General features: G+C 57.7%; 21 protein-coding genes. 10 read left to right on the top strand and 11 right to left on the bottom strand.

Annotated elements, in window-relative coordinates:
- Positions 1-246 precede the first annotated feature (246 nt).
- The 3 genes from CKW31_RS04390 to CKW31_RS04380 all read left to right on the top strand — a co-directional run bounded on the left by CKW31_RS04390 (position 247) and on the right by CKW31_RS04380 (position 2,765).
- Positions 247-1,254 (top strand): methionine ABC transporter ATP-binding protein, encoded by a 1,008-nt coding sequence (locus CKW31_RS04390; RefSeq protein ID WP_095093191.1) that lies wholly within the window; start codon positions 247-249, stop codon positions 1,252-1,254.
- On the top strand, positions 1,254-1,928 hold the full coding sequence (locus CKW31_RS04385) for a methionine ABC transporter permease (RefSeq protein ID WP_095093190.1): 675 nt from the start codon (positions 1,254-1,256) through the stop codon (positions 1,926-1,928). The genes CKW31_RS04390 and CKW31_RS04385 overlap by 1 nt, the downstream gene beginning before the upstream one ends.
- 63 nt (positions 1,929-1,991) lie before the next feature.
- A complete protein-coding gene (locus CKW31_RS04380; protein WP_095093189.1) occupies positions 1,992-2,765 on the top strand; it encodes a MetQ/NlpA family ABC transporter substrate-binding protein in 774 nt (257 codons plus the stop codon).
- A gap of 174 nt (positions 2,766-2,939) precedes the next feature.
- Here CKW31_RS04380 and CKW31_RS04375 read toward each other — a convergent pair whose 3' ends face one another.
- Complete coding sequence (locus tag CKW31_RS04375; RefSeq protein WP_095093188.1) at positions 2,940-3,572, bottom strand: SCO family protein; 633 nt, start codon at positions 3,570-3,572, stop codon at positions 2,940-2,942.
- Between the two features lie 129 nt (positions 3,573-3,701).
- A complete protein-coding gene (locus CKW31_RS04370; protein ID WP_371856685.1) occupies positions 3,702-4,250 on the bottom strand; it encodes a cytochrome c oxidase assembly protein in 549 nt (182 codons plus the stop codon).
- A gap of 358 nt (positions 4,251-4,608) precedes the next feature.
- On the opposite strand from CKW31_RS04370, the gene CKW31_RS04365 reads away from it, so the two are divergent.
- On the top strand, positions 4,609-5,253 hold the full coding sequence (locus tag CKW31_RS04365; RefSeq protein ID WP_027897974.1) for a hypothetical protein: 645 nt from the start codon (positions 4,609-4,611) through the stop codon (positions 5,251-5,253).
- A gap of 135 nt (positions 5,254-5,388) precedes the next feature.
- On the opposite strand, the gene CKW31_RS04360 is transcribed toward CKW31_RS04365, so the two are convergent.
- The 4 genes from CKW31_RS04360 to CKW31_RS04345 all read right to left on the bottom strand — a co-directional run bounded on the left by CKW31_RS04360 (position 5,389) and on the right by CKW31_RS04345 (position 9,865).
- On the bottom strand, positions 5,389-6,927 hold the full coding sequence (locus tag CKW31_RS04360) for a SulP family inorganic anion transporter (protein WP_095093186.1): 1,539 nt from the start codon (positions 6,925-6,927) through the stop codon (positions 5,389-5,391).
- 92 nt (positions 6,928-7,019) lie between these two features.
- Complete coding sequence (locus tag CKW31_RS04355) at positions 7,020-7,742, bottom strand: carbonic anhydrase (RefSeq protein ID WP_371856684.1); 723 nt, start codon at positions 7,740-7,742, stop codon at positions 7,020-7,022.
- A gap of 225 nt (positions 7,743-7,967) precedes the next feature.
- Positions 7,968-9,167: an amino acid aminotransferase gene (locus CKW31_RS04350; RefSeq protein WP_095093184.1), complete on the bottom strand. Its 1,200-nt coding sequence runs from the start codon at positions 9,165-9,167 to the stop codon at positions 7,968-7,970.
- Positions 9,168-9,400: 233 nt separating this feature from the next.
- Positions 9,401-9,865 (bottom strand): Lrp/AsnC family transcriptional regulator, encoded by a 465-nt coding sequence (locus CKW31_RS04345; RefSeq protein WP_095093183.1) that lies wholly within the window; start codon positions 9,863-9,865, stop codon positions 9,401-9,403.
- Positions 9,866-10,079: 214 nt separating this feature from the next.
- On the opposite strand from CKW31_RS04345, the gene CKW31_RS04340 reads away from it, so the two are divergent.
- A complete protein-coding gene (locus tag CKW31_RS04340) occupies positions 10,080-11,453 on the top strand; it encodes an amino acid permease (RefSeq protein ID WP_095093182.1) in 1,374 nt (457 codons plus the stop codon).
- 258 nt (positions 11,454-11,711) lie between these two features.
- Here the strand turns inward: CKW31_RS04340 and CKW31_RS04335 are convergent, their stop codons facing one another.
- The 3 genes from CKW31_RS04335 to prlC form a co-directional block, all read right to left on the bottom strand.
- Complete coding sequence (locus tag CKW31_RS04335; RefSeq protein WP_095093181.1) at positions 11,712-12,770, bottom strand: PA0069 family radical SAM protein; 1,059 nt, start codon at positions 12,768-12,770, stop codon at positions 11,712-11,714.
- Positions 12,771-13,014: 244 nt separating this feature from the next.
- Positions 13,015-13,302 carry a YheV family putative zinc ribbon protein gene (locus CKW31_RS04330; protein WP_095093180.1) on the bottom strand — a complete coding sequence of 96 codons (288 nt, stop codon included), beginning with the start codon at positions 13,300-13,302 and terminating at the stop codon, positions 13,015-13,017.
- A complete protein-coding gene (prlC, locus tag CKW31_RS04325) occupies positions 13,299-15,386 on the bottom strand; it encodes an oligopeptidase A (RefSeq protein WP_176469774.1) in 2,088 nt (695 codons plus the stop codon). Before prlC ends, CKW31_RS04330 begins: the two co-directional genes overlap by 4 nt.
- Positions 15,387-15,440: 54 nt before the next feature.
- On the opposite strand from prlC, the gene CKW31_RS04320 reads away from it, so the two are divergent.
- The 3 genes from CKW31_RS04320 (at position 15,441) to CKW31_RS04310 (ending at position 18,821) form a co-directional block, all read left to right on the top strand.
- Positions 15,441-15,989: a gamma carbonic anhydrase family protein gene (locus tag CKW31_RS04320; protein WP_095093178.1), complete on the top strand. Its 549-nt coding sequence runs from the start codon at positions 15,441-15,443 to the stop codon at positions 15,987-15,989.
- 59 nt (positions 15,990-16,048) lie between these two features.
- Positions 16,049-16,699, top strand: coding sequence for an HAD family hydrolase (locus tag CKW31_RS04315; RefSeq protein WP_095093177.1), 651 nt, complete (start codon positions 16,049-16,051; stop codon positions 16,697-16,699).
- 178 nt (positions 16,700-16,877) lie between these two features.
- Positions 16,878-18,821, top strand: a complete 1,944-nt coding sequence (locus CKW31_RS04310; RefSeq protein ID WP_095093176.1) for an acetyl-CoA hydrolase/transferase C-terminal domain-containing protein — start codon at positions 16,878-16,880, stop codon at positions 18,819-18,821.
- A gap of 599 nt (positions 18,822-19,420) precedes the next feature.
- Here CKW31_RS04310 and CKW31_RS04305 read toward each other — a convergent pair.
- Positions 19,421-20,305 carry an MBL fold metallo-hydrolase gene (locus CKW31_RS04305; protein WP_095093175.1) on the bottom strand — a complete coding sequence of 295 codons (885 nt, stop codon included), beginning with the start codon at positions 20,303-20,305 and terminating at the stop codon, positions 19,421-19,423.
- Between the two features lie 172 nt (positions 20,306-20,477).
- On the bottom strand, positions 20,478-22,067 hold the full coding sequence (locus CKW31_RS04300) for an ABC transporter substrate-binding protein (protein WP_095093174.1): 1,590 nt from the start codon (positions 22,065-22,067) through the stop codon (positions 20,478-20,480).
- 363 nt (positions 22,068-22,430) lie between these two features.
- Between CKW31_RS04300 and rpmB the strand changes: the two genes are divergently transcribed.
- Complete coding sequence (rpmB, locus tag CKW31_RS04295) at positions 22,431-22,664, top strand: 50S ribosomal protein L28 (RefSeq protein ID WP_007920377.1); 234 nt, start codon at positions 22,431-22,433, stop codon at positions 22,662-22,664.
- A gap of 11 nt (positions 22,665-22,675) precedes the next feature.
- Positions 22,676-22,831, top strand: a complete 156-nt coding sequence (rpmG, locus tag CKW31_RS04290) for a 50S ribosomal protein L33 (RefSeq protein WP_007894709.1) — start codon at positions 22,676-22,678, stop codon at positions 22,829-22,831.
- The last annotated feature ends 30 nt before the right edge of the window (positions 22,832-22,861 follow it).

The following is a 22,861-nucleotide window of genomic DNA, read 5'->3' as shown; positions in this document are numbered from 1 at the left end:
GAAGGCTGCGAAGGCGATGTGATGGGTAAAACGCTTCGCAGCCTTCGGCTGTTCCTACAAAAACCTGCATTTCAAAACCACCCATCGCCTTATTCCATTTACATAGGTCTGTTATGAAATAAATGCTAAATCGATTCCGGCGGACAGGCTAAAATGCGCGCCCGGCCTATCCAGCCGACGCCAATCAGCCAGTGCATTTCCTCCCGCTGCGCTGAATTTTTACCGCGCCCCCACAAGGTTCGCTAAGTGATCGAGTTTCATAACGTCCATAAAACCTATCGGGTGGCAGGCAAGGAAATTCCGGCCCTGCACCCTACCAGCCTGCGCGTTGAAGACGGTCAGGTGTTCGGCCTGATCGGCCATTCGGGGGCTGGCAAAAGCACCCTGCTGCGCCTTATCAACCGCCTGGAAACCCCGAGCGGCGGACAGATCATCGTTGACGCCGAAGACATCACCGCTCTTGATGCCAACGGCTTGCGGCGTTTCCGCCAGCAGGTCGGGATGATCTTCCAGCACTTCAATCTGCTGTCCTCCAAAACCGTGGCCGATAACGTCGCCATGCCGCTGACCCTGGCCGGTGATATGTCCCGCGCCGAGATCGATCAGCGGGTCGCTGAGCTGTTGGCCCGGGTTGGCCTGTCCGACCACGCGAAGAAGTACCCTTCGCAGCTCTCCGGTGGGCAGAAGCAGCGCGTCGGCATCGCCCGCGCTCTGGCGACCAAACCGAAAATCCTGCTGTGCGATGAAGCGACCAGCGCCCTGGACCCGCAAACGACTGCGTCTGTCCTGCAATTGCTGGCCGAGATCAACCGCGAGCTGAAGCTGACCATTGTCCTGATCACCCACGAAATGGATGTGATCCGTCGCGTGTGCGATCACGTTGCGGTGATGGACGCTGGGGTTATCGTCGAGCAGGGCAAGGTCGCCGATGTGTTTCTGCACCCGCAGCATCCGACTACCAAGCGCTTTGTTCAGGAACACGAGCAGATCGATGAAAACGAACAGCGCGATGACTTCGCCCACGTCGAAGGCCGCATTGTGCGTCTGACCTTCCAGGGCGAGGCGACCTACGCGCCGTTACTCGGCACTGTCGCGAGAGAAACCGGCGTGGATTACAGCATCCTGGCCGGGCGCATTGATCGCATCAAGGACACGCCTTACGGGCAACTGACCCTTGCCATCACCGGCGGCGACATAGACGCCGCCTTCGCTCGCTTCACCGCCGCGGATGTTCATATGGAGGTGCTGCGCTGATGGACGCTCTACTGACTTTATTCCCCAACGTCGATTGGGCCGAGATCTGGGTCGCCACCCTCGACACCCTGAACATGCTCGTCGTGTCTTTGGGCTTTACCGTGCTGCTCGGTTTGCCGCTGGGTGTGATCCTGTTCCTCACTTCGCCACGCCAGTTGCTCGAAAACAAAGGCCTGTACTCAGTGCTGGCGGTGATCGTCAACTTGCTGCGGGCTCTGCCGTTCATCATCCTGCTGATCGTGATGATGCCCGTGACCGAGATCATTACCGGCACCACACTGGGCATCCTCGGCACCTTGCCACCGCTGATCGCGGGCGCGACTCCGTTCTTCGCTCGACTGGTGGAAACCGCGCTGCGTGAAGTGGATCGCGGCATCATCGAAGCGACCCAAGCCATGGGCGCCACCACGCGGCAGATCATCGTCAAGGCGCTGCTGCCTGAAGCACGCCCCGGCATCCTCGCAGCAATCACCGTTACGGCCATTGCGCTGGTGTCGTTCACCGCCATGGCGGGCGCTGTCGGCGCGGGCGGGCTGGGTGATCTGGCGATTCGTTACGGTTACCAGCGTTTCCAGAACGATGTGATGTTTGTGACGGTCGTATTGCTGCTGGTACTGGTGCAAATCCTGCAAACCATTGGCGACAAACTGGTCGCGCACTTTTCCCACCGCTAGTTTTTGGCCGATTCCAATCGGCAATAGCCCGCCGGGATGGCGGGCTCTCAAAGGAGTTGATGTATGAAGAAGCTGTTGGCCGTATTTGCCGCCGTTGCTGCGTTGTCCGCGCACGCTGATGAAACCCTGACCGTGGCGGCCAGTGCCGTACCGCATGCCGAGATTCTCGAATTCGTGAAGCCGACGCTGGCCAAAGAAGGCGTGGACCTGCAGATCAAAGTCTTCAATGACTACGTACAGCCTAACGTGCAAGTCGCACAGAACCGTCTGGACGCCAACTTCTTCCAGCACCAGCCGTACCTGGATGAATTCAACAAGGGCAAAGGCACCGATCTGGTCAGCGTCGCCAAGGTTCACATAGAACCGTTCGGCGCTTACTCGGACAAGATCAAGAGCCTTGCAGATCTGCCGGATGGCGCCAACGTTGCGCTGCCTAACGATGCCACCAACGAAGGCCGCGCCTTCCTGCTGCTGGCCAAAGCCGGTTTGATCACGCTGAAAGACCCAACCAGCATTCTCGCCAAACCAAGCGATGTGCTGCAAAACCCGAAAAACCTGCAGTTCCGCGAGCTGGAAGCTGCAACCCTGCCTCGCGTAGTGACTCAGGTAGATCTGGCGCTGATCAACACCAACTACGCGCTGTCGGCCAAACTTGATCCAACTAAAGACGCGCTGATCATCGAAGGTGCCGAATCGCCTTACGCCAACATTCTCGTGACGACTCAAGCCAACAAGGATGCGGACGCCATCAAGAAGCTGGTTGCTGCGCTGCAAAGCCCGGAAGTGAAAGCGTTCATCGCCGAGAAGTACAAAGGCGCAGTGGTTCCGGCTTTTTAAACTGAACCCGCTTTCCTGTAACTTAGCTTGGAATGCATTCCTGTGGGAGTGTGCTTGGTCTGGGCGGCATTGCGACGATAAACGATAACGCGGTGTATCTTTTATCTGCGTCTCATGTATCGCGGGCAAGCACCGCTCCCACATAAGATTGCGCGGTGTCAGAAACTCAGCTATTCACTCTCGCTCCAGCAACCCCGGCAACTGCGCCAGCAGCTTCTGGTTGTTGAACGGCGCGCGAATGAACCCGCGCTGATTGCCGTCTGGCCCGAGCAACGCAAGGTTGCCGCTGTGGTCCACGGTATAGCCCGGTTTACTGGTATCAGCCGGGATGAATGGAATGCTCACTCCGTTGGCCAGCTTCTGGATGTCTGGCACGCTGCCCGTCACCCCCACGAAGTCCTTATCGAAATAGCCCAGATACTGCTTGAGCTGCTGCGGTGTATCACGATTGGGATCGACGCTGATCAGTACCACTCGCAATTTGCTCAACGTCTCTTTGGGCAGTTCGCTTTTGATCTGACGCAGCTGGGCGAGGGTGGTCGGGCAAATGTCCGGGCAATAGGTGTAGCCGAAAAACAGCAGTGTCCACTTGTCCTTGAAACCGTTGAGCTGCACTGGCTGACCATCCTGATTGGTCATGGTCAGGTCCGGCAGCTTGCGGCTCTGTGGCAGCAGAATGATCCCTGCATCAATCAACGCCGTCTGGTCGCCAGAGCTTTTGCCCGACAACGCACGATTGACGGCAAAGCCCAGCATCAAAGCGACGAGGGCGACCAGGATGAAGACGATTTTCTGGGTTCGAGTCATGAGATCAGCAGTGAGTGTTCTTGTGGTAGCGGAGTGCAGGTTGCAAGTGCGTGCCACGGTACAGCACGCACGCCCGAATCAGGAAGAGATCGCCAGGGCGACGAGACGTATTCATGCTTCCCGCAGCAGCTAGCCGCCGCTTTTCGAAGCAGGTGTTTTGCTGGAGGTGACGTTGAACAAGGTGTAACCCAGCGTCAGTTGCTCGATGTCCCTGGGCAAGTCGTAGTCGACAATGAAGCGCACCAGCATTTCGACGCGTTCGCCCGGCTGCAGCACTTGCTGCGTGAAACAAAAGCATTCGGTCTTGTGAAAATACCCTGCTGCGGAACCTGGCGAGATGCTTGGCACTGCCTGAGCGGTCATGGGCTGGTCGGTCGGATTCTGGGCGACGAACCACATGTCGTTAACGGCGCCAGGATGTACTTCCAGTTGACCAGCTTTAGGGTAAAAGCCCCACGCCATGTCCACGGCATTGGACGACAGGAACTTGACCCGCACCTGACGGCTTTCATCGATCCGTTGAGAACCCTGATGATCGTCGCCAACTCGGCCATGAATACCAAATGCCTGGGACATCACATTGAACAGCGGAACCACGGCAAAACCAAAGGCAAACATGACGATAACCACCAGCAGCAGGCGGATGATTGGAGACTTTAAAAACCGGGGGGTATTCATACCCATACAGTTGACCTGATGAAGGTGTAATGCGCGCCATGTCGTGGCGTACCGAGTGGGCGGCGCGGTAGAAACTCTACAATCCTCAAAGGAGCCAGATCACTACCAGCGCCTTCCAAAAAACCGAGTATAGACAGGCACTGGAGGCGTGCAACGCGCTGGAAAAATCCGGAAAATGTCGCGACTCATGCGCTGCCTCGAAAATTTAAGAGGCAATAATGGCGCAAATGGCGTTTTTAATAGCCAATACACATATATGTGAAGTTGTTATGACAAATACGTCTTAGCCTTTCGTTCAAGCAGGCTAACGTATGGTCTCCCCTTTCCATACCCTGGTTTTACGCCTTCAGGAGCGTTCATGAACACCGCCGCTTTGCGCGAGCAGATACAGCGTGCCCATCAGCACGAGGCCGAGACAGGCCAGCTATTGCGACAACTTGAAACTCAGTTGCCTCACCTGCACCCGGCCATTCATCTGCCGGAAGTCGATGCGCGAGGTGTACTGACGCGCTTCGTTACTGCCTATATCGATCTGGTGCCAGACTTGCTGGACGCCGCTCATGAGGTTGCCGTCGAAGCGGGTATCGAAGGGCAGATCAAACCGGTGCTGAAAATCGCCGAGCACTTCTTCACGGCACCACCCGCTATCATGGATGGCCACGAAGGACTCGACAGTCTGCTGGACGAAGCCTATCTGGCGCATCGGCTGGTTGAGGAAGTAAATGATCTGTACATCAAGCATTTCGCCCGCCCGCTGATCCCGTCCAATACCGTGGTCGCCAGCGTTATCGCCCACCAGTTGATTGGTGAGTCGTTCGCCAACCAGTTGGACGAAGCGGTGCATCACGCGGTCGATCAATTGCTGGATGAAGAAAGTTTCGAGCTGGAATCCGTGGAAGCCTACCGCGACCGCCTGAGCAGCCCGGACACCGAAGCCGCGTGGAAACGCTGGCCGTGCCTGTCGCGCCAGCTGGGGCTTGGGCTGGCCCTGGATCGAGGGTAAGAAAGACCCCATAAATCCTGTAGGAGCTCACGAGCAACGCGAGGCAGCGATAGCGTTCTGTCTGACAAACCGCCATCGCGGCCTCGCGTTGCTCGTGCGCTCCTACAGGGTCGAGTTCAGTTGATGTTTACGACCTCAAGCCTGCGAAGCCGCTGACCCGATCCCGGTAGTCGTCGTCAACCGACCTTCCAGCCTGCGCTTCAACCCACGCGATTCGATGATCAGGCGCGAGCCTTGCGCAGCATTGGCGCGACCCCATTCTTCCAGCAGCTCAAGGCAGGAGTGGTCGATGTAGCTCAGGTTACTCATCGGCACGTAGACCTTGCTGCCCGCCGGAATAGTCTCCAACACCTTGGTCAGCGCAGGGACTTTCAGGAAGGTAGCGGAACCCACCATGCGCAGCTCAAACTCGCCTTCCGTTTCCATCGGTACCAGGTTGATCTTCAACCGTGCAGCTTGCAGCGCCAGTTTGACCAGAGTCAGACCGAAACCGACCAGTACACCCGTCAGCAGATCCGTGAAGATGATCGCCGCAGCGGTAGCCGCGTAGGTGAACATCGGCATCCGGCCATAACGGCCCAGACCACGAAACGCCTTGAGGTCCACCAGCTTGCAACCGGTGTACACCAACACACCCGCCAGACTCGCCACCGGAATGCTTTGCAGCACGCTGGACAGCAACAATACGAAGGCCAGCAGCCACAAGCCGTGGAACATCGCCGACATACGTGTCTTGGCACCCGCCTGAACGTTGGCGGAACTGCGCACGATAACGCCCGTCATTGGCAATGCGCCCACCAGACCGCAGAGCACGTTGCCGACGCCCTGAGCACTCAGCTCTTTATCGAAGTCCGAGCGCTGGCCGTCATGCATGCGGTCTACCGCGGCTGCCGAGAGCAAGGTTTCGGCGCTGGCGATAAAGGCGACAGCGAAGGCAGCAATCAGAATCGCTGGATCAGCGAGGTTCATCAGGTCAGCCGGACGCAGCCAGTCGATGGCTTCAGCCAGGTTATCCGGCACTTCCACACGCTTGACCTGCATCGCCAGAGCGATACTGGCAAAGGTCGCCAGGCCGACACCCAACAGCGCGCCCGGTACGAAGCGCAGCGTTTGAGGGCGAAATTTGTCCCAGACCCACATCACCAGAATCGTACCCAGACCAAGGGCACCTGCCTGCATGCCGCTGCCCGGGCCGATGGCCTGAATCAGGGTAGAAGGGAAGCCAATTAGGTTATCCAGACCGGACGGTTTAGGCCCGCCATCAAACATGACGTGCGCCTGAGAGAGCACGATCAGCACACCGATACCGGCAAGCATGCCGTAGACCACCGCCGGGGCTGTCACGCGGAACCAGCAACCAAGTTTGAAGCGCCCCGCAAGGATCTGCAGCACACCCGCCAGCAGCAGGATCGGGCCGAGCATGGCCATGCCATGTTCGCGGACCACCTCGAAGACCAATACCGCGAGGCCTGCAGCCGGACCGCTGACTTGCAGCGGTGAGCCTGCCAACCAACCCACCACCAGGCCGCCGATGATGCCGGTGATCAGTCCTTTGGCCGGTGGCATACCGGAAGCGATGGCGATCCCCATACACAGGGGCAATGCAACCAGAAAAACGACTACAGAAGCGAGAAGCTCTCTGGGCAAAACGGATTTCAATTGAGCGAGGCCCATGATGACTCTCCGGGATTCTTCAGACGTGACGACGCCTCACGGCGCGCGATGAGCGCACCGTCAGGTGTCTGAACGAGGTGAAAGTCGCGTTTTTAGTAGCGAGACTTCGGCGTGGCCACCGGTGTCGGATGGTCGCCATCCAACGCCAGGAAACGACCTTTTTCGGCATCGTAGGCTTTGATGCCACAGGTTTCGATGTCGTACACCCAACCATGGATGAACAACTCGCCACTGGCCAGCTTCGACGCTACTGATGGGTGAGTACGCAAGTGTTGAAGTTGCGCGATGACGTTCTCTTCGGTAAGCACGTGCATCGTTTCTTTTTCGCCGGTGCAGCTGCAGTTGTCTTCAACCACAGTACGGGCGACCTCGGCGTGTCGCAGCCAGGCTTTGACCGTCGGCATTTTTTCCAGCGTATGCGGGTTGAGTACAGCGCGCATGGCGCCGCAATCGGAGTGGCCGCAGACGATGATGTGGTGCACGCCCAACGCCATGACGGCGTATTCGATGGCGGTGGAGACGCCGCCGTTCATGGGACCGTATGGCGGGACTACGTTACCGACGTTACGCGTCACGAACAGGTCGCCAGGCGAGCTGTTGGTGATGAGCTCCGGCACGATCCGGGAGTCGGCACAGGTAATGAACATGGCACGCGGCTGCTGGGCCGTTGCGAGTTTCTTGAACAGTTCTTCCTGTTCGGGGAAGACCTCGGAGCGAAAACGTTTGAAGCCTTCAACAATGTGAGCCAGCGCTACGTCGGAAGTTTCTGCCTTTGGCTTAACGTCTGCCGACGTAGCTGAAACCTGCTTATCCATGTCACTCATGTCTAATCCTCTTGACGGATTGATGTGGATTTTCTTGCTGCAACCCTAACTACAGGCCTCGCGTTCAAATCCTTTTTGTCCGCGCCCAACGGGGTCATGCAGATTTACAGGCTAACCGTCAAAACTTAACTGAAACTGAATGTAGCGCTCTGGATCAAGGGTTACAGCCCAACGGCAATAGTGGCGTTTAACCAGCACTGCAACCCTGATTTGTCGTTATCCCTCGCAAACGCTACTGAAAGCCTCGACGACCTTCGGCAGATTCTGCTCGTTCAGCCCAGCCATGCAAACCCGGCCACTGCTGATCAGATAAACGGCGTGCTCGTTTCTCAGCCGGTCAACCTGCGCACTGCTGAAACCTGTGTAACTGAACATGCCACTCTGCGTGAGGATATAGCTGAAGTCGCGTTGTGGCATTTTTTCCTTGAGGGCTGCCACCAGTTTCACGCGCATGTCGATGATACGCACACGCATGGCTTCCACTTCGGCCAGCCACTGAGCACGCAGCGTCGGGTCGTTAAGTACGGCGGACACGACCAGTGCGCCGTGTTTCGGCGGGCTGGAATAGTTACGGCGGACGGTTGCCTTGAGTTGGCCCAGCACTTTGTCGGCCATGGCCGCATCAGGGCAGACGATCGACAAACCACCGACCCGCTCGCCGTACAGCGAGAAGATTTTCGAGAACGAGTTGCTGACCAGCACCGTCAGACCGGCATCTGTCATGGCCCGGATCGCATACGCATCTGCACTCATCCCCGCGCCGAAACCTTGATAAGCGGTGTCCAGGAAAGGAATCAGCTTGCGGGCTCCGATCAGTTCAATGAGCTGATCCCACTGGGCAGTGGTCAGGTCCGCGCCTGTGGGGTTGTGGCAGCACGGGTGCAGCAAGACGATGCTGTGCGCAGGCAAATCCTGCAGCGCAGCCAACATGGCGTCGAAATTCACGCCACCGGTCGCGGCATCGAAATACGGGTAGGTGTTGACCTTGAAGCCTGCGCCGCCGAACAACGCGTGGTGGTTCTCCCAGGTCGGATCGCTGACCCAGACCTGGGAGTCCGGGTAAGCCGACTTCAGGAAGTCTGCGCCAACCTTCAATGCACCCGAGCCGCCGACGGTCTGGATCGTTGCGATGCGCCCGGCCAGCAGAGCGGGGTGCTGCTCGCCGAACAACAATGCCTGCACGCCCTGACGATAAGGAGCAAGGCCTTCCATCGGCAGGTAAACGCATGGCTGCTGCTTGCCTTCGAGCAGTTGACGCTCGGCTTCTACAGCAGAGGCCAGACGCGGGATTTGCCCTTGCTCGTCGTAATACAGACCGATACTGAGATTGACCTTTTCGGCGTTTGGATCCTTTTGATAAGTATCCATCAACGACAGGATCGGATCACCGGCATAGGACTCAACGTGGGCAAACATGGCAGACAACTCCTGATGAAAAAACGCGGGCATGACTTGGACGCAACATAACGGGGAAAGCGAGGCTATGGGGGAAATGCCAAAGCTCACACAACAAGCGCGCATCGTACACAAAGCATGATGATTGCGCATATAAAGCTTTTAAAACGCACGAATCACGCAATCAGCAAACCAAAAACGCACCAACCGTGTACATAAAGCAGGGAAAATGAATCAACACAGTGCGGCTCACCTCATGCGGTGGCTATATTGTTTTCCTTCAAGCGCTCCAGAACCACCGACGTCTTGAGATGCGAAACACAATTCGTCGCAGAAATTCTGGCCATCAGCTGATTGAGGCTGGCAAGGTCGGCCACGGCGGTTTTCAGGTTGTAATCGGCATCGCCGGTCGTCTTGTACGCATCGATGATTGCAGCCTCGGTGCCAATGAATGCCTGGAAGCCTTCTGAATGCTCCGGTCGATGGCTGATCAACTTGACCTCGACCATCGCCACCACTTCCAGATTCATGGCCTGCGGGGCAAGCCGCGCGTGATAGCCAAGGATCAGCTGCGCTTGCTCCAGACCGATCCGACGCCGCGAACACTGGGACGCGGATAACCCGATCAGGTCACTGAGCTCCTGATTGGTCAGGCGCCCGTTGGCCTGCAACAGGGTCAGGATCTTCAAATCAAAATCGTCGATCTCGTTGACTTTCATGGTCGAGTAATCCGTCGGAATTCAAAGGCTTCGGACGCAAAGCCTAACAGTTTATGCTTGACGCTTGGCCAATGGCGGGTAGCCTGCGTCATCCTTTTGCAACGTATGAGAAAACCAAAGGCCAAGGTGTGGCACCTGTTTTGCAAAATGCCCCCGCAGCCTGCAATCGGCGGCTTGTATCCATTCGGTATCTTCACCTGGGCCAGGACCTTTTATGAACGAACAAAAAACTGCCGCTCACCTGCATCGCGGGCTCAAGAATCGGCATATCCAGCTGATCGCCCTGGGCGGTGCCATCGGCACGGGACTGTTCCTGGGCATTGCACACACCATCAACATGGCCGGCCCGTCGGTGATCCTCGGTTACGCCATCGCGGGCATGATCGCGTTTTTCATCATGCGCCAACTGGGCGAGATGGTTGTGGAAGAGCCTGTCGCGGGCACTTTCAGTCACTTCGCCAACCGTTACTGGGGTCGCTTCGCGGGGTTCATGTCGGGCTGGAACTACTGGGTACTTTACGTGCTGGTGGGCATGGCCGAACTGACTGCCGTGGGCCAATACGTGCAGTACTGGTGGCCCGAGACGCCGACCTGGCTGTCCGCAGCGATCTTCTTCGTGGCCATCAACCTGATCAACCTGACCAGCGTGAAGATCTTCGGCGAGATGGAGTTCTGGTTCTCCATGATCAAGATCGTCGCGATCATCAGCATGATCGTATTCGGTGCCTGGCTGCTGGCCAGCGGCACTGGCGGACCTGACGCGAGCGTCGCCAACCTCTGGCAATACGGCGGTTTCTTCCCGAACGGCATCAGCGGGCTGGTGATGGCGATGGCCTTCATCATGTTCTCGTTCGGTGGCCTGGAACTGGTCGGCATCACAGCTGCCGAGGCAGAAAACCCTAAAACCAGCATCCCGAAGGCAACCAATCAGGTGATCTATCGCATCCTGATTTTCTACGTCGGCGCGCTGGCAATCCTGCTCTCTCTGTACCCTTGGCAGAAAGTCGTGACTGGCGGCAGCCCGTTCGTGCTGATCTTCCACGCCCTGGACAGCAATCTGGTCGCTACGATTCTCAACGTCGTGGTCCTGACCGCAGCGCTGTCTGTCTATAACAGCTGCGTTTACAGCAACAGCCGCATGCTCTTCGGTCTGGCCATGCAGGGCAATGCGCCCAAGGCTTTGCTCAAGGTGAACCGTCGCGGCGTGCCATTACTGGCGCTGGGCGTATCAGCCACTGCCACCGGCCTGTGTGTGCTCATCAACTACCTGATGCCTGGCAAAGCTTTTGAACTGCTGATGGCGCTGGTGGTGTCCGCGCTGGTGCTGAACTGGGTCATCATCAGCATCACCCACCTGAAATTCCGCAAGGCCAAGCGCGAAGCGGGTGAAATCACTGAATACCAAAGCTGGGGCTACCCGCTGACCAACTATGTGTGCCTGGTATTCCTGCTGGGCATTCTGGTAATCATGTACTTCACGCCGGGCATCTCGCTATCGGTGTTCCTGCTTCCAGCGTGGTTGATTGTTCTGGGGGTGGCTTACCGGATCAAGATGCGTAAGGCGAAGGCGCTGGCGGCGCGGGCCTGAGCTGAATCTGGACTGGAATCAGATCCTGTGGAAGCAGTGATGAGTTGGGACCGGCTTCAGCCGGGAAGAGGCCGGTACAGACGCTGAATTTTCTTCTGCAGAAGTGCCGCCTTCCGGATTCCTGTAGATCCGTGGGAGCAGAGCTTGCTCGCGATAAGAACACCGCGTGTCTAAAGTGAACCGCGTCCAGCTCTTATCGCGAGCAAGCTCTGCTCCCACAGGAGATGGCATTCCATTCCGCTATTGCGCCAACTCTCGCTACAACAACGACATCTGCCCACCCGGTGGGCAGAATGCCTCGCAATCCAGATTGAAACTTTCCCGATTGTTCAGCCCCAGCCGTTTGATCGCCATCCGATAGCGTTGCGCCAAGAGGTCGGCGAACGGGCCTTCGCCACGCATACGCACGCCAAAACGGCTGTCGTAAACCTCACCGCCACGTACTTGCCTGACCAGGCTCATCACATGCTCGGCCCGTTGCGGGTAATGCGCGTGTAGCCACTCTTCAAACAGCGGCGCAACTTCCAGCGGCAGCCGCAACATCACGTAGCTTGCACTCAATGCCCCGGCAGCCTTTGCCTCCGAGAGCATCGCTTCCAGTTCCATGTCGTTGATCATCGGGATGATCGGCGCACACAACACCCCCACCGGAACACCTGCATCGCGCAGCACACGAATCGCTCGCAACCTCGCTTTGGGCGCGGCGGCGCGTGGCTCAAGTATGCGTTTGAGCTCGTCGTCCAGCGTGGTCAGGCTGATGAACACGGAGATCAGGTTCTGTTTCGCCAGTTCGGCGAGCAGATCCAGATCCCGCAAAATCAACGATCCTTTGGTGATGATCGTCACCGGGTGGCGATAACGCAGCAGTACTTCGAGAACAGCCCGAGTGATTTTGTACTCGCGCTCGATAGGCTGATACGGATCGGTATTGGCTCCTAAAGTGATCGGCGCACAACGATAGCCCGGCTTCGACAGTTGCTGTTCAAGCACTGCAGCGGCGTTGGTCTTGGCGATCAGTTTCGTTTCAAAATCCAATCCCGGTGACATATCCCAATAGGCATGGCTGGGCCGTGCATAGCAGTAAATGCAGCCGTGTTCACAACCACGATAGGGGTTGATCGAGCGATCGAAGGGAATGTCAGGCGAGCTGTTGCGGGTGATGATGCTTTTGGCCGTCTCGCTGGTGACCTGCGTGCCTTGAGTCAGCGGCACTTCCTGATACCAGCCGTCGTCCTCAGCCAATGAACGGCTAGGCGCGAAGCGGTTGTGCGGGTTGCTGGCCGTGCCCCGGCCGCGAGGCGGGAAAATCAGGGACATGGGGACTTCCCCTATAGCTGTATGCACATACAGTACAAGATAAACCCCTTACATCCCTAGCTTGCCCGATAAAAGGCGCACATCTGTAAGAGATCGTCCGGTGTCCCTGACACAGCGCTGTCGCGCAGCAAACGGTGCCCTGTAGGAGCGCGCTTGCCCGCGATTCGTTTTTGCAGGCAACACCTTCATCGACTGGTCAAACGCAATCGCGGGCAAGCGCGCTCCTACAGGAACCGGCTTCAACTTAGCTCGGATCAACCGGCTTTTTCAGCTTCGGATTCGGGAAGAACTGCACCCCCTGCACCTTTGGATCGATAGCCTTGACCGCAATCTTGTTGACGCGTGTGCCCAGCTCCTTGGGCACTGAATTGCCTTGGTCGTTAAGCGTGTCGCTATAGCCGCAGCCCACGCACTCACGATGGGGAACGTCGTTTTCGCTCCACATCATGAGCTTGTCGGGCTCGCTGCACGCCGGGCAGACAGCCCCGGCGATGAAGCGCTTCTTGGTAATCATTACCGGTGTTTCGGTCATGCTGCCGCATCCTCACTCAGGCCACTGTGACGCAAGAGTGCGTCAATCGACGGCTCACGTCCGCGGAAGTCGACGAACAGCACCATCGGTGCCTGGGAACCACCGCGAGCCAGGATAGCTTCACGGAAGGCGCGACCAGTCTCGGCATTGAGCACACCGTCTTCTTCGAACTTCGAGAACGCGTCGGCAGACAGCACTTCAGCCCATTTGTAGCTGTAGTAACCCGCCGCGTAACCGCCAGCGAAAATATGCGCAAAGCTGTTCGGGAAGCGGTTGTAAGCAGGCGGACGCATCACTGACACCTCGTCGCGAACGCCATTCAGGACTTGGGCCACGCTACGGCCATCGCCGTGAGTCGCATGCAGCTCGAAGTCGAACAGCGAGAATTCCAGCTGACGAACCATCATCAGCCCGGACTGGAAGTTCTTCGCAGCGAGCATTTTTTCCAGCAGGTCCTGTGGCAGGGCCTCACCGGTCTGGTAATGACCGGAAATCAGTGCCAGACCTTCCGGCTCCCAGCACCAGTTCTCCATGAACTGGCTCGGCAGCTCGACAGCATCCCATGCCACGCCGTTGATGCCGGACACACCGGCGTGCTCAACGCGGGTCAGCAAGTGATGCAGACCGTGGCCGAACTCGTGGAACAGGGTGGTGACTTCATCGTGGGTCAGCAACGCAGGCTGGCCAGGCGACGCCGGGGTGAAGTTGCAAACCAGATTCGCCACCGGGCTCTGCAATTGACCTTCAGCAGTACGGCGACGGTCGCGAGCGCCGTCCATCCACGCACCGCCGCGCTTGTTGGCACGGGCATACAGGTCGAAGAAGAAACGTCCAACGTGCTGACCGTTTTCCTTGATCTCAAACAGACGCACGTCTGGATGCCAGGTATCGAAGCCTTTCTGTTCGGCGATTTCGATGCCGTAAAGACGCTGAACAATGGCGAACAGCCCGCCCAGCACTTTGTCGATCGGAAAGTAGGCACGCAACGCTTCCTGAGAAACGCTGTAGCGCTGCTCACGGAGTTTCTCGCCATAAAAGCCGCTGTCCCAGCTTTGCAGGTCAGGGCAGCCTTGTTCAGCCGCATAAGCTTTGAGCTGTTCCAGATCCTGAGCAGCAAACGGCTTGCTGCGCTTGGCCAGATCCCGCAGGAACGTCAGCACCTGATCGCTGGATTCGGCCATCTTGGTAGCCAGACTCAACTCGGAGAAGCTGGCAAAACCCAACAGCTGAGCCAGTTCCTGACGCAAATCGAGGATCTGCTCCATCACCGGGCCATTGTCGTTCTTGCCTGCATTCGGGCCCTGGTCAGAGGCACGGGTGCAGTACGCCGCATAAACTTCTTCACGCAGGGCGCGATCTTCGGCGTAGGTCATTACCGCGTAGTAGCTCGGGAATTCCAGGGTGATCAGGAAACCGTCCAGATCCTTGGCTTTGGCGGCCGCCGCCATTTGTTGTTTGGCGGACTCGGTCAAACCGGCCAGGGACGCTTCGTCGGTGACCAGTTTGGTCCAGGCCTGGGTGGCATCGAGCAACTGGTTGGAAAACTGGCTACCCAGTTCCGAGAGCTTGCTCTGCACTTCGGCGTAGCGCTTTTGCTGTTCTGGCGGCAAGTCGATGCCCGACAGACGAAAATCACGCAGCGATTGCTCAAGAATGGTTTTCTGCGCCACATCAAAGCCAGCCGCTTCAGGGCTGTTGGCCAGCGCTTCAAACGCCTGGAACAGCTCGCGGTTCTGGCCCATTTCAGTGGAATAGGCACTCAACGCCGGCAGGCATGACTCATAGGCTTCGCGCAGTTCGGCGCTGTTGCACACGGCGTTCAGGTGGCTGACCGGGCTCCAGGCGGCGCCGAGGCGGTCATTGAGTTCGTCCATGGCCAATACAAGCCCGGCCCATGTAGGCTGCGAGCCTTGTTTGACGAGGATCTCGGCAATCGCGGCGCGGTTGTCGGCAAGAATCTGTTCAATGGCAGGTTTGACATGCTCGGCACGAATCGCCGAAAAAGGTGGCAGGTCGTAGGATTGCAGAAGAGGGTTGTTCGCGCTCACGGTTTTGCACCTTGGCTGGAAGAAACACCCACGCATCTTAATTACAATCGGCGCGGTCCGCAGCTATCAGCGCCAAAGAAGGAGCCTATCGTGGCGATTCGCACGTTCCAGAACCACACGCCAGCGCTTGGCGACCGGGCTTTTGTCGATCATTCGGCCGTTGTCCTCGGCGATGTCGAAATCGGAGCTGACAGCTCTGTCTGGCCGCTGACGGTGATTCGCGGTGACATGCACCGCATCCGTATCGGCGCCCGTACCAGCGTGCAGGACGGCAGTGTATTGCACATTACCCATGCCGGGCCGTTCAACCCGGACGGCTTTCCGCTGCTGATTGGCGATGAAGTCACCATCGGCCACAAAGTCATGCTGCACGGCTGCGTCATTGGCAATCGCATCCTGATCGGCATGGGCAGCACGATCATGGACGGCGCCGTGGTTGAAAATGAGGTGATCATTGGCGCAGGGAGTCTGGTGCCGCCGGGCAAAGTATTGGAAAGTGGCTTTCTCTACGTCGGGCGCCCGGTGAAACAGGTCCGTGCGCTGACCGAAAAGGAGATCGCCTTCTTTCCGTACAGCGCTGCCAATTACGTGAAGCTCAAGGACCTGCATCTGGCTGAAGGTTTCGATAAGCCTTGCTGAATCGCTCCTACCGTTAACGCCGCAAGACAGCCAATCGCGAAAACCCCATGGGAGTTTGCATGCATTACCAAAACATCCTGTTCGACCTGGACGGCACCCTGACCGATCCGCGCCAAGGGATAACCAAGTCAATCCAGTTCGCCCTGAAGCAGATGGGCATCGATGAGCCGGACCTGGCGCAACTGGAGCACTTCATCGGTCCGCCGCTGTTGCAGCAGTTCATGCAGCAATACCATTTCGATGAAGCCAAGGCCTGGGAAGCGGTAGGCTTTTATCGCCAGCGTTTCAAGGTCACCGGGCTTTACGAGAATCTGGTGTTCGATGGGATATTTGAACTGCTGGATGAGCTGGTGGATCAGGGTCGCAACCTGTACATCGCAACGTCCAAGCCGTGGGTATTCGCCCATGAAATCGCCCGGCACTTCGACTTCGCCCGGCATTTCAAGATGATCTACGGTAGCGAACTGGACGGCACCCGCACCGATAAAGTCGAACTGATTGCGCATTTGATGGCGACAGAAAAACTCGACCCGAAACAGACGCTGATGATCGGCGACCGCAAACACGACCTGATCGGCGGCCTGCGCAACGGCCTGGATGTTGCGGCAGTAGGCTATGGTTTTGGTAGCCATGAGGAATTGCAGGCTGAGTCGCCGACGTATCACTTTGCAACGCTGGCGGAGCTGCATAAGGCATTCCTGAAGAAATGACGTGTTGGAGCGAGGCTTGCCCGCGATAAGGCTGCACTCGATTCCAGATAAAAACCGTAGCGCCCTTATCGCGGGCAAGCACCGCTCCCACATAGGGCCACATTCCAGCGCGCCAATGCAGCAAAACCCGCACACCCCCGGTCCAAGCTCCATCTAATAACAAGCCTTGGAGGACCCGATGCCGCAGTACAGCTCCATTGATCAAGCGGTCGCTCATGTCATCGCCCGGTTGCCGACTCACATCCACATGGGCATCCCATTGGGTCTGGGCAAACCGAACCGGTTCGTCAACGCGCTGTATGAGCGGATCAAGCAAATGCCCGAGCGGCAGCTGACGATCTATACGGCGCTGAGCCTGGGTCGTCCGCCAACCGGCGACGGTCTGCAAGGACGATTCCTGCAGCCGTTTCTGGACCGGGTATTTGATGATTATCCAGAGCTGGAATTTCTTTCTGACCTGCACCGCGACAGCCTGCCTGCCAATATCCGCGTGCAGCAGTTTTTCATGCAGCCGGGCAGTCTGCTCAACAGCGCGCCTGCTCAGCACGATTACATCAGCAGCAATTACAGCCACGCCGCTCGGGACATCAACGCCGGTGGCCTGAATCTGGTCGCGCAACTGGTTGCCCGTGATGAACAACGGCCCGGCAAGCTGAGCCTGAGCTGCAACCCCGACGTCACCCTCGACTTGCTGCCCATGATCGCCAAGCGACGCGCAGCCGGAGAAACCGTTTTGATGCTGGGCCAGGTTCATGCGGATCTGCCTTACATGCCGGGCGATTCAGAGCTGGATGTCGAGGACTTCGACTTCCTGATCGATGAAGAAGAGCGCAGCACATTGTTTTCCACGCCGAATATGCCGGTGGGCTTTCAGGATCATTTCATCGGCCTGCATGCCAGCACACTGGTACGCGACGGCGGCACCTTGCAGATCGGCATCGGCTCCATGGGCGACGCGCTGACCGCTGCGTTGCTGGCTCGTCAGGCCGATAACGACACCTATCGAGCATTACTTGCCGAGCTGAACCTCAGCGACTGGCAAACCCTGATTGACCGCGAGGGCGGCGTGGAGCCTTTCGTGTCGGGGCTTTACGGCTGCAGCGAGATGTTCGTCAACGGTTTGCTGGTGCTGGTCGACGCCGGAATCATTCGCCGCAAGGTGTATCCCGATGCGATGCGCCAGCGCGAAGCCAATAATGGCACCCTCGACGAGTCGGCTTATACAGACGGCATCATGGTCCATGGCGGGTTCTTCCTCGGGCCGCAGAGTTTTTATCAGCGCCTGCGCGAATTTTCCCTGGAGCGTCTCGGCGATTTCAACATGACCGCCATCAGCTACATCAACGAACTGTACGGTGATGAGCAGCTCAAGCGTCTGCAGCGTCGCGATGCGCGTTTCATCAACAGCGCATTCACCGTCACCCTCATGGGTGCCGCGGTGTCTGATCAACTGGCAGACGGCAGGGTAGTGAGTGGTGTCGGCGGCCAATACAACTTTGTGGCCCAGGCTCATGCACTCGAAGACGCCCGCTCGATTCTGATCCTGCGCAGTTGGCGTGAGTCCGGCGGCGAGACCAGCTCCAATATCGTCTGGGAATACGGTCACACCACCATCCCGCGTCACCTGCGGGATATCGTGGTCACCGAATACGGCATTGCCGACCTGCGTGGCAAGAATGATTCAGCGGTCATTGAAGCCATGCTCAATATCAGTGACTCGCGCTTTCAGCCGGGTTTGATCGAACAGGCGCAAAGAGCAGGCAAACTGCCCAAGGATTTCAAACTGGATCCGCGCTTCGCCCACAACACCGCCGAGCGCCTTCAAGCCATCGCTGAGCAGTATTCGCAGCTGTTTCCCGAATACCCATTGGGTTGCGACTTCAACACCGAAGAGCGCGATCTGCTGCGGGCGTTGCACTGGCTGGAGAGCAAGTTCAAGCTCACAGAAATCATCGAGCTGGGCAAGGCGACACTGGATGCGCCTGAACCTGAGGCGTTCCCGGTGCATCTGGAACGCATGCAACTCGACCGGCCACAGGGATTGAAAGAAGAGTTGTATCAGCGCCTGCTGTTAGCGGGGCTGCAGAATACAGCTCGGGATGATGCGACACCGAGCGTCTGACACAGCGCTGTGGCTTGTCTGATCCCCTCGCAGGACCGGCTTTAGCCGGGAGAGCGGTGCTTCTGTCGAAGAAGATTTAGCGAACGTGCCGACGTCCTCCCGGCTAAAGCCGGTCCTACGGATCGCATAGGTCCTGTGGGAGCGAGGCTTGCCCGCGATAAAAGCAACTCGGTCCATCTTTCGAATCGCGGTTCCTGCATCGCGGGCAAGCCCGGCTCCCACAAAAATCACCGATGACGTGGGACCGGCTTTAGCCGGGAAGAGTCCGGGACAGCCGCTTAATTTGTAACGTCTGAAAGGCAGCTTTCCCGGCTAAAGCCGGTCCTACGAATCGCATAGATCCCGTGGGAGCGAGGCTTGCCCGCGATAAAAGCAACTCGGTCCATCTGTCGAATCGCGGTTCCTGCATCGCGGGCAAGCCCGGCTCCCACAGAAATCACCGATGACGTGGGACCGGCTTTAGCCGGGAAGAGGCCGGGACAGCGCTTGATTTGTAACGCCTGAAAGGCAGCTTTCCCGGCTAAAGCCGGTCCCACGTCGGCACATCAGCTGGCGGGCAAACATAGAATCTCCCACAGAAGCATCGCAACAGGTCTGGCTCACAGCGTATTCAGCGGAATCTTCAGGTAGCGCACGCCATTGTCTTCCGGCTCGGGAAGATGACCCGCACGCATATTGATCTGTACGGACGGCAGGATCAGCACGGGCATATCCAGCGTGGCATCCCGGGCTTCGCGCATCTGCACGAATTCGTTTTCATCGATGCCCTGACGAATGTGGATGTTGTTGGCGCGCTGTTCGGCAACCGTGGTCATGTACTGCAACTCGCGACCATCAGGCTGGTAGTCGTGACACATGAACAGCCGCGTGGAGTCGGGCAGGGTGAGGATTTTCTGGATCGACTGATACAACGTGCGCGCATCTGCGCCGGGGAAGTCACAGCGCGCCGTGCCGTAATCCGGCATGAACAGCGTATCGCCAACAAACGCCACGCTTTCGCCGCCCACCTCGAACACGTAGGTCATGCAGGCCGGAGTATGCCCTGGTGTATGCATGGCTCGCGCCTCAAGGGTGCCGACGTTGAAGGTCGCGCCGTCATCCAGCAGCACGTCGAACTGGCTGCCGTCACGGGCAAAACCAGTCGGCGCATTGAACAGCTCGCCGAACACGCTTTGCACCGCTGTGATGTGGCTGCCAATGGCTATTTTCGCGTTTAGCTTGTCTTTGAGGTACGCCGCTGCCGAAACATGATCGGCATGCACGTGGGTTTCAAGGATCCACTGCACCGAAGCGCCCAGTTCACGAACCCGGGTAATCAACTGATCAGCGGATTCGGTGCGCGTGCGTCCCGATTTGGGATCGAAGTCGAGCACGCTATCGATCAGCGCGCAGTGTCTGGTCTGGACATCCATGACCAGATAACTGAGCGTGGAGGTGTGGGTGTCGAACAGGCCTTCAATGTGTAGGCGGTCGGCGATGATCATGGATTCTCCGACGGTTGTGTGATGGTCGCGATCTTGGGCTGTTGCTTCCTGTGGGAGCGGTGCTTGCCCGCGATAAGGCTGGATGCGATTCAGGATAGATCGCGGTGTTCTTATCGCGGGCAAGCACCGCTCCCACAAGGGGGCGTATTCCAATTTAAATCACGTGTTGCGGTTATTTAACCTGCACCTTGAAGAAGTCCTGACGGCCAAACGGGCTGACCTGATAACCGCTCACATCCTTGCGGGTGAGGGCGGCAGCGGTTGGGTGCGCCAGTGGCAACCAGAGTGCCTGTTGCTGAATCTGCTGCTGGGCCTGGTGATACAGCTTGCTGCGCGCAGCCTGATCACTGGTGGTTTTGCCGTCGCTGATCAGCTTGTCCAGCGTGGCATCGCAGTAACGGGCGAAGTTGGTACCGGACTTCACCGCCGCGCAGGAGAACTGCGGCGTCAGGAAGTTATCCGGATCACCGTTGTCACCCGCCCAGCCCATAAACAACAGGTCATGCTCGCCAGCCTTGGCGCGACGGATCAACTCACCCCACTCGATGACTTTGATTTCAGCGGTGATGCCGACTTTAGCCAGGTCCGCTTGCAGCAACTGCGCGCCCAGGTTCGGATTCGGGTTGAGCAGGCTGCCGGTCGGGCGCGTCCAGATAGTCGTTTTGAAACCATCCTTCACGCCGGCCTTGGTCAGTAGCGCTTTGGCTTTGGCGACGTCCTGCTTGTAACCGGGCAGATCTTTCGCATAGCTCCAGGTGTTTGGCGGGTACGGGCCGTTGGCGGCTTCGGCGGTGCCTTCGAATACCGCTTTCAAGTAACTGTCCTTGTCGAATGCCAGATTGACCGCTTGCCGCACTTCAGCCTTGTCGAACGGCGGGTGCTGACTGTTGATCGCCAGAAACGCGGTCATGAACGCTTCGGTTTTCTCGACTTTCAGATTCGGATCTTTGGCGGCTTCCTGAATATCCAGCGGCTTGGGTGAAAGGGTGATCTGGCATTCGTCGCGACGAATACGCTGCAAACGCACGTTGGCGTCCGGGGTGATGGCGTAGATCAATTTGTCGACGCCCGGCTTGCCCGCGAAATAATCCGCGTTGGCTTCGTAACGCACCACGGCGTCTTTCTGGAAGCGTTCGAACACGAACGGTCCTGTGCCGATTGGCTGGCTGTTAAGCTTTTCCGGAGTGCCCGCCTTGAGCAACTGCGTGGTGTATTCGGCCGAGTAGATCGAGGCAAACCCCATGCTCAGCGTCGCCAGGAAAGTGGAATCCGGGTGATCAAGGGTAAAGCGCACCGTGAGCGGGTCGGGTGCGTCGATCTTCTTGATCAGCGCAGGCAACTGCATCGATTGAGCATGTGGGAAGCCGCTCTGAGCGACTTTGTGCCAAGGGTTTTGCGGGTCAAGCATGCGCTGGAAGCTGAACACCACGTCATCCGCATTCAACTCGCGGCTCGGCGTGAAATAGTCAGTGTGGTGAAACTTCACGCCCTTGCGCAGCTTGAAATCGTAGGTCAGACCATCAGGCGACACTGTCCAGCTTTGCGCCAGGCTCGGCACCAGCTTGCCGCTCTGGGCGTCGAAATCCACCAGCCGGTTCATCAGCACATCGGCGGAAGCATTGGTGGTGGTCAGCGAGTTGTACTGAATCACGTCGAAGCCTTCCGGGCTGGCTTCGGTGCAGACGCTCAAGGCGGTCGCGGCGCTGGCCATTGCCGGGAACAATAGGGGTGCTAACAAAAACGGTATCGCAGCAAGACGCATGGCTATATTCCTGTCAGAAAGGGCCCCATCTGCTGGCGCAGTCTGGTAAGGGAGTTACCCTAGACCATGCTTGGACGCAGAACAATGGTTACAACCCGACCGGCGGTAGTTTTGCCAGTACCCCCGCAATGGCCCGACCATTGGGCTGAACGCGTTGCCTGATGTTGGGGTAAAGTGCTTTGCCTGTTGTGACACCAAACCCTTTCTGGTATAAAGCAGCGCTCTTTTCTAGGGGCCCGGTTCCTTCACTGTAGGTGTAGCCGGTAAGACCCTTAAAGAAACGCGGCGCCTGGCGCCAAATGACTGAGAGATTAAGCGGCCAACCCATGCCGGGTTGGGCATGAGGTTTTAGAGGGCTGAGGCATGTCGAGAGTATGTCAAGTTACCGGTAAGGGTCCGGTGACTGGGAATAACATTTCCCACGCAAACAACAAAACCCGTCGTCGTTTCCTGCCAAACCTGCAGCATCACCGCTTTTGGGTTGAAGAAGAGAAACGTTTTGTTCGTCTGCGCGTATCTGCTAAAGGCATGCGTATCATCGACAAGCGTGGCATCACTGTTGTGCTCGCTGAACTCCGTCGCGACGGCAAAATTTAAGGGAGAAGATCATGCGTGAATTGATCCGATTGATTTCTAGTGCTGGCACCGGTCATTTCTACACGACCGACAAGAACAAGCGCACCACTCCGGACAAAATCGAAATCAAAAAATTCGATCCGGTTGTTCGCAAGCACGTGATCTACAAAGAAGGCAAAATCAAGTAATTGATTTTTCTTCTTTACGAAAAAGCCCGC

It is taken from the genome of Pseudomonas sp. Irchel 3A5 (genome assembly GCF_900187575.1).
GTDB classification, from domain to species: Bacteria; Pseudomonadota; Gammaproteobacteria; order Pseudomonadales; family Pseudomonadaceae; genus Aquipseudomonas; species Aquipseudomonas folii.
Note: the sequence above shows the minus strand (reverse complement) of the source record. Positions and strands in the feature narration are given on the sequence as shown.

Coding starts and splice junctions, on each gene's coding strand:
- CKW31_RS04385 (WP_095093190.1), top strand. CDS start 1,254: ATGGACGCTCTACTGACTTTATTCCCCAACGTCGATTGGGCCGAGATC.
- CKW31_RS04380 (WP_095093189.1), top strand. CDS start 1,992: ATGAAGAAGCTGTTGGCCGTATTTGCCGCCGTTGCTGCGTTGTCCGCG.
- CKW31_RS04375 (WP_095093188.1), bottom strand. CDS start 3,572: ATGACTCGAACCCAGAAAATCGTCTTCATCCTGGTCGCCCTCGTCGCT.
- CKW31_RS04370 (WP_371856685.1), bottom strand. CDS start 4,250: ATGAATACCCCCCGGTTTTTAAAGTCTCCAATCATCCGCCTGCTGCTG.
- CKW31_RS04365 (WP_027897974.1), top strand. CDS start 4,609: ATGAACACCGCCGCTTTGCGCGAGCAGATACAGCGTGCCCATCAGCAC.
- CKW31_RS04360 (WP_095093186.1), bottom strand. CDS start 6,927: ATGGGCCTCGCTCAATTGAAATCCGTTTTGCCCAGAGAGCTTCTCGCT.
- CKW31_RS04355 (WP_371856684.1), bottom strand. CDS start 7,742: ATGGATAAGCAGGTTTCAGCTACGTCGGCAGACGTTAAGCCAAAGGCA.
- CKW31_RS04350 (WP_095093184.1), bottom strand. CDS start 9,167: ATGTTTGCCCACGTTGAGTCCTATGCCGGTGATCCGATCCTGTCGTTG.
- CKW31_RS04345 (WP_095093183.1), bottom strand. CDS start 9,865: ATGAAAGTCAACGAGATCGACGATTTTGATTTGAAGATCCTGACCCTG.
- CKW31_RS04340 (WP_095093182.1), top strand. CDS start 10,080: ATGAACGAACAAAAAACTGCCGCTCACCTGCATCGCGGGCTCAAGAAT.
- CKW31_RS04335 (WP_095093181.1), bottom strand. CDS start 12,770: ATGTCCCTGATTTTCCCGCCTCGCGGCCGGGGCACGGCCAGCAACCCG.
- CKW31_RS04330 (WP_095093180.1), bottom strand. CDS start 13,302: ATGACCGAAACACCGGTAATGATTACCAAGAAGCGCTTCATCGCCGGG.
- prlC (WP_176469774.1), bottom strand. CDS start 15,386: ATGCGTGGGTGTTTCTTCCAGCCAAGGTGCAAAACCGTGAGCGCGAAC.
- CKW31_RS04315 (WP_095093177.1), top strand. CDS start 16,049: ATGCATTACCAAAACATCCTGTTCGACCTGGACGGCACCCTGACCGAT.
- CKW31_RS04310 (WP_095093176.1), top strand. CDS start 16,878: ATGCCGCAGTACAGCTCCATTGATCAAGCGGTCGCTCATGTCATCGCC.
- CKW31_RS04305 (WP_095093175.1), bottom strand. CDS start 20,305: ATGATCATCGCCGACCGCCTACACATTGAAGGCCTGTTCGACACCCAC.
- CKW31_RS04300 (WP_095093174.1), bottom strand. CDS start 22,067: ATGCGTCTTGCTGCGATACCGTTTTTGTTAGCACCCCTATTGTTCCCG.
- rpmB (WP_007920377.1), top strand. CDS start 22,431: ATGTCGAGAGTATGTCAAGTTACCGGTAAGGGTCCGGTGACTGGGAAT.
- rpmG (WP_007894709.1), top strand. CDS start 22,676: ATGCGTGAATTGATCCGATTGATTTCTAGTGCTGGCACCGGTCATTTC.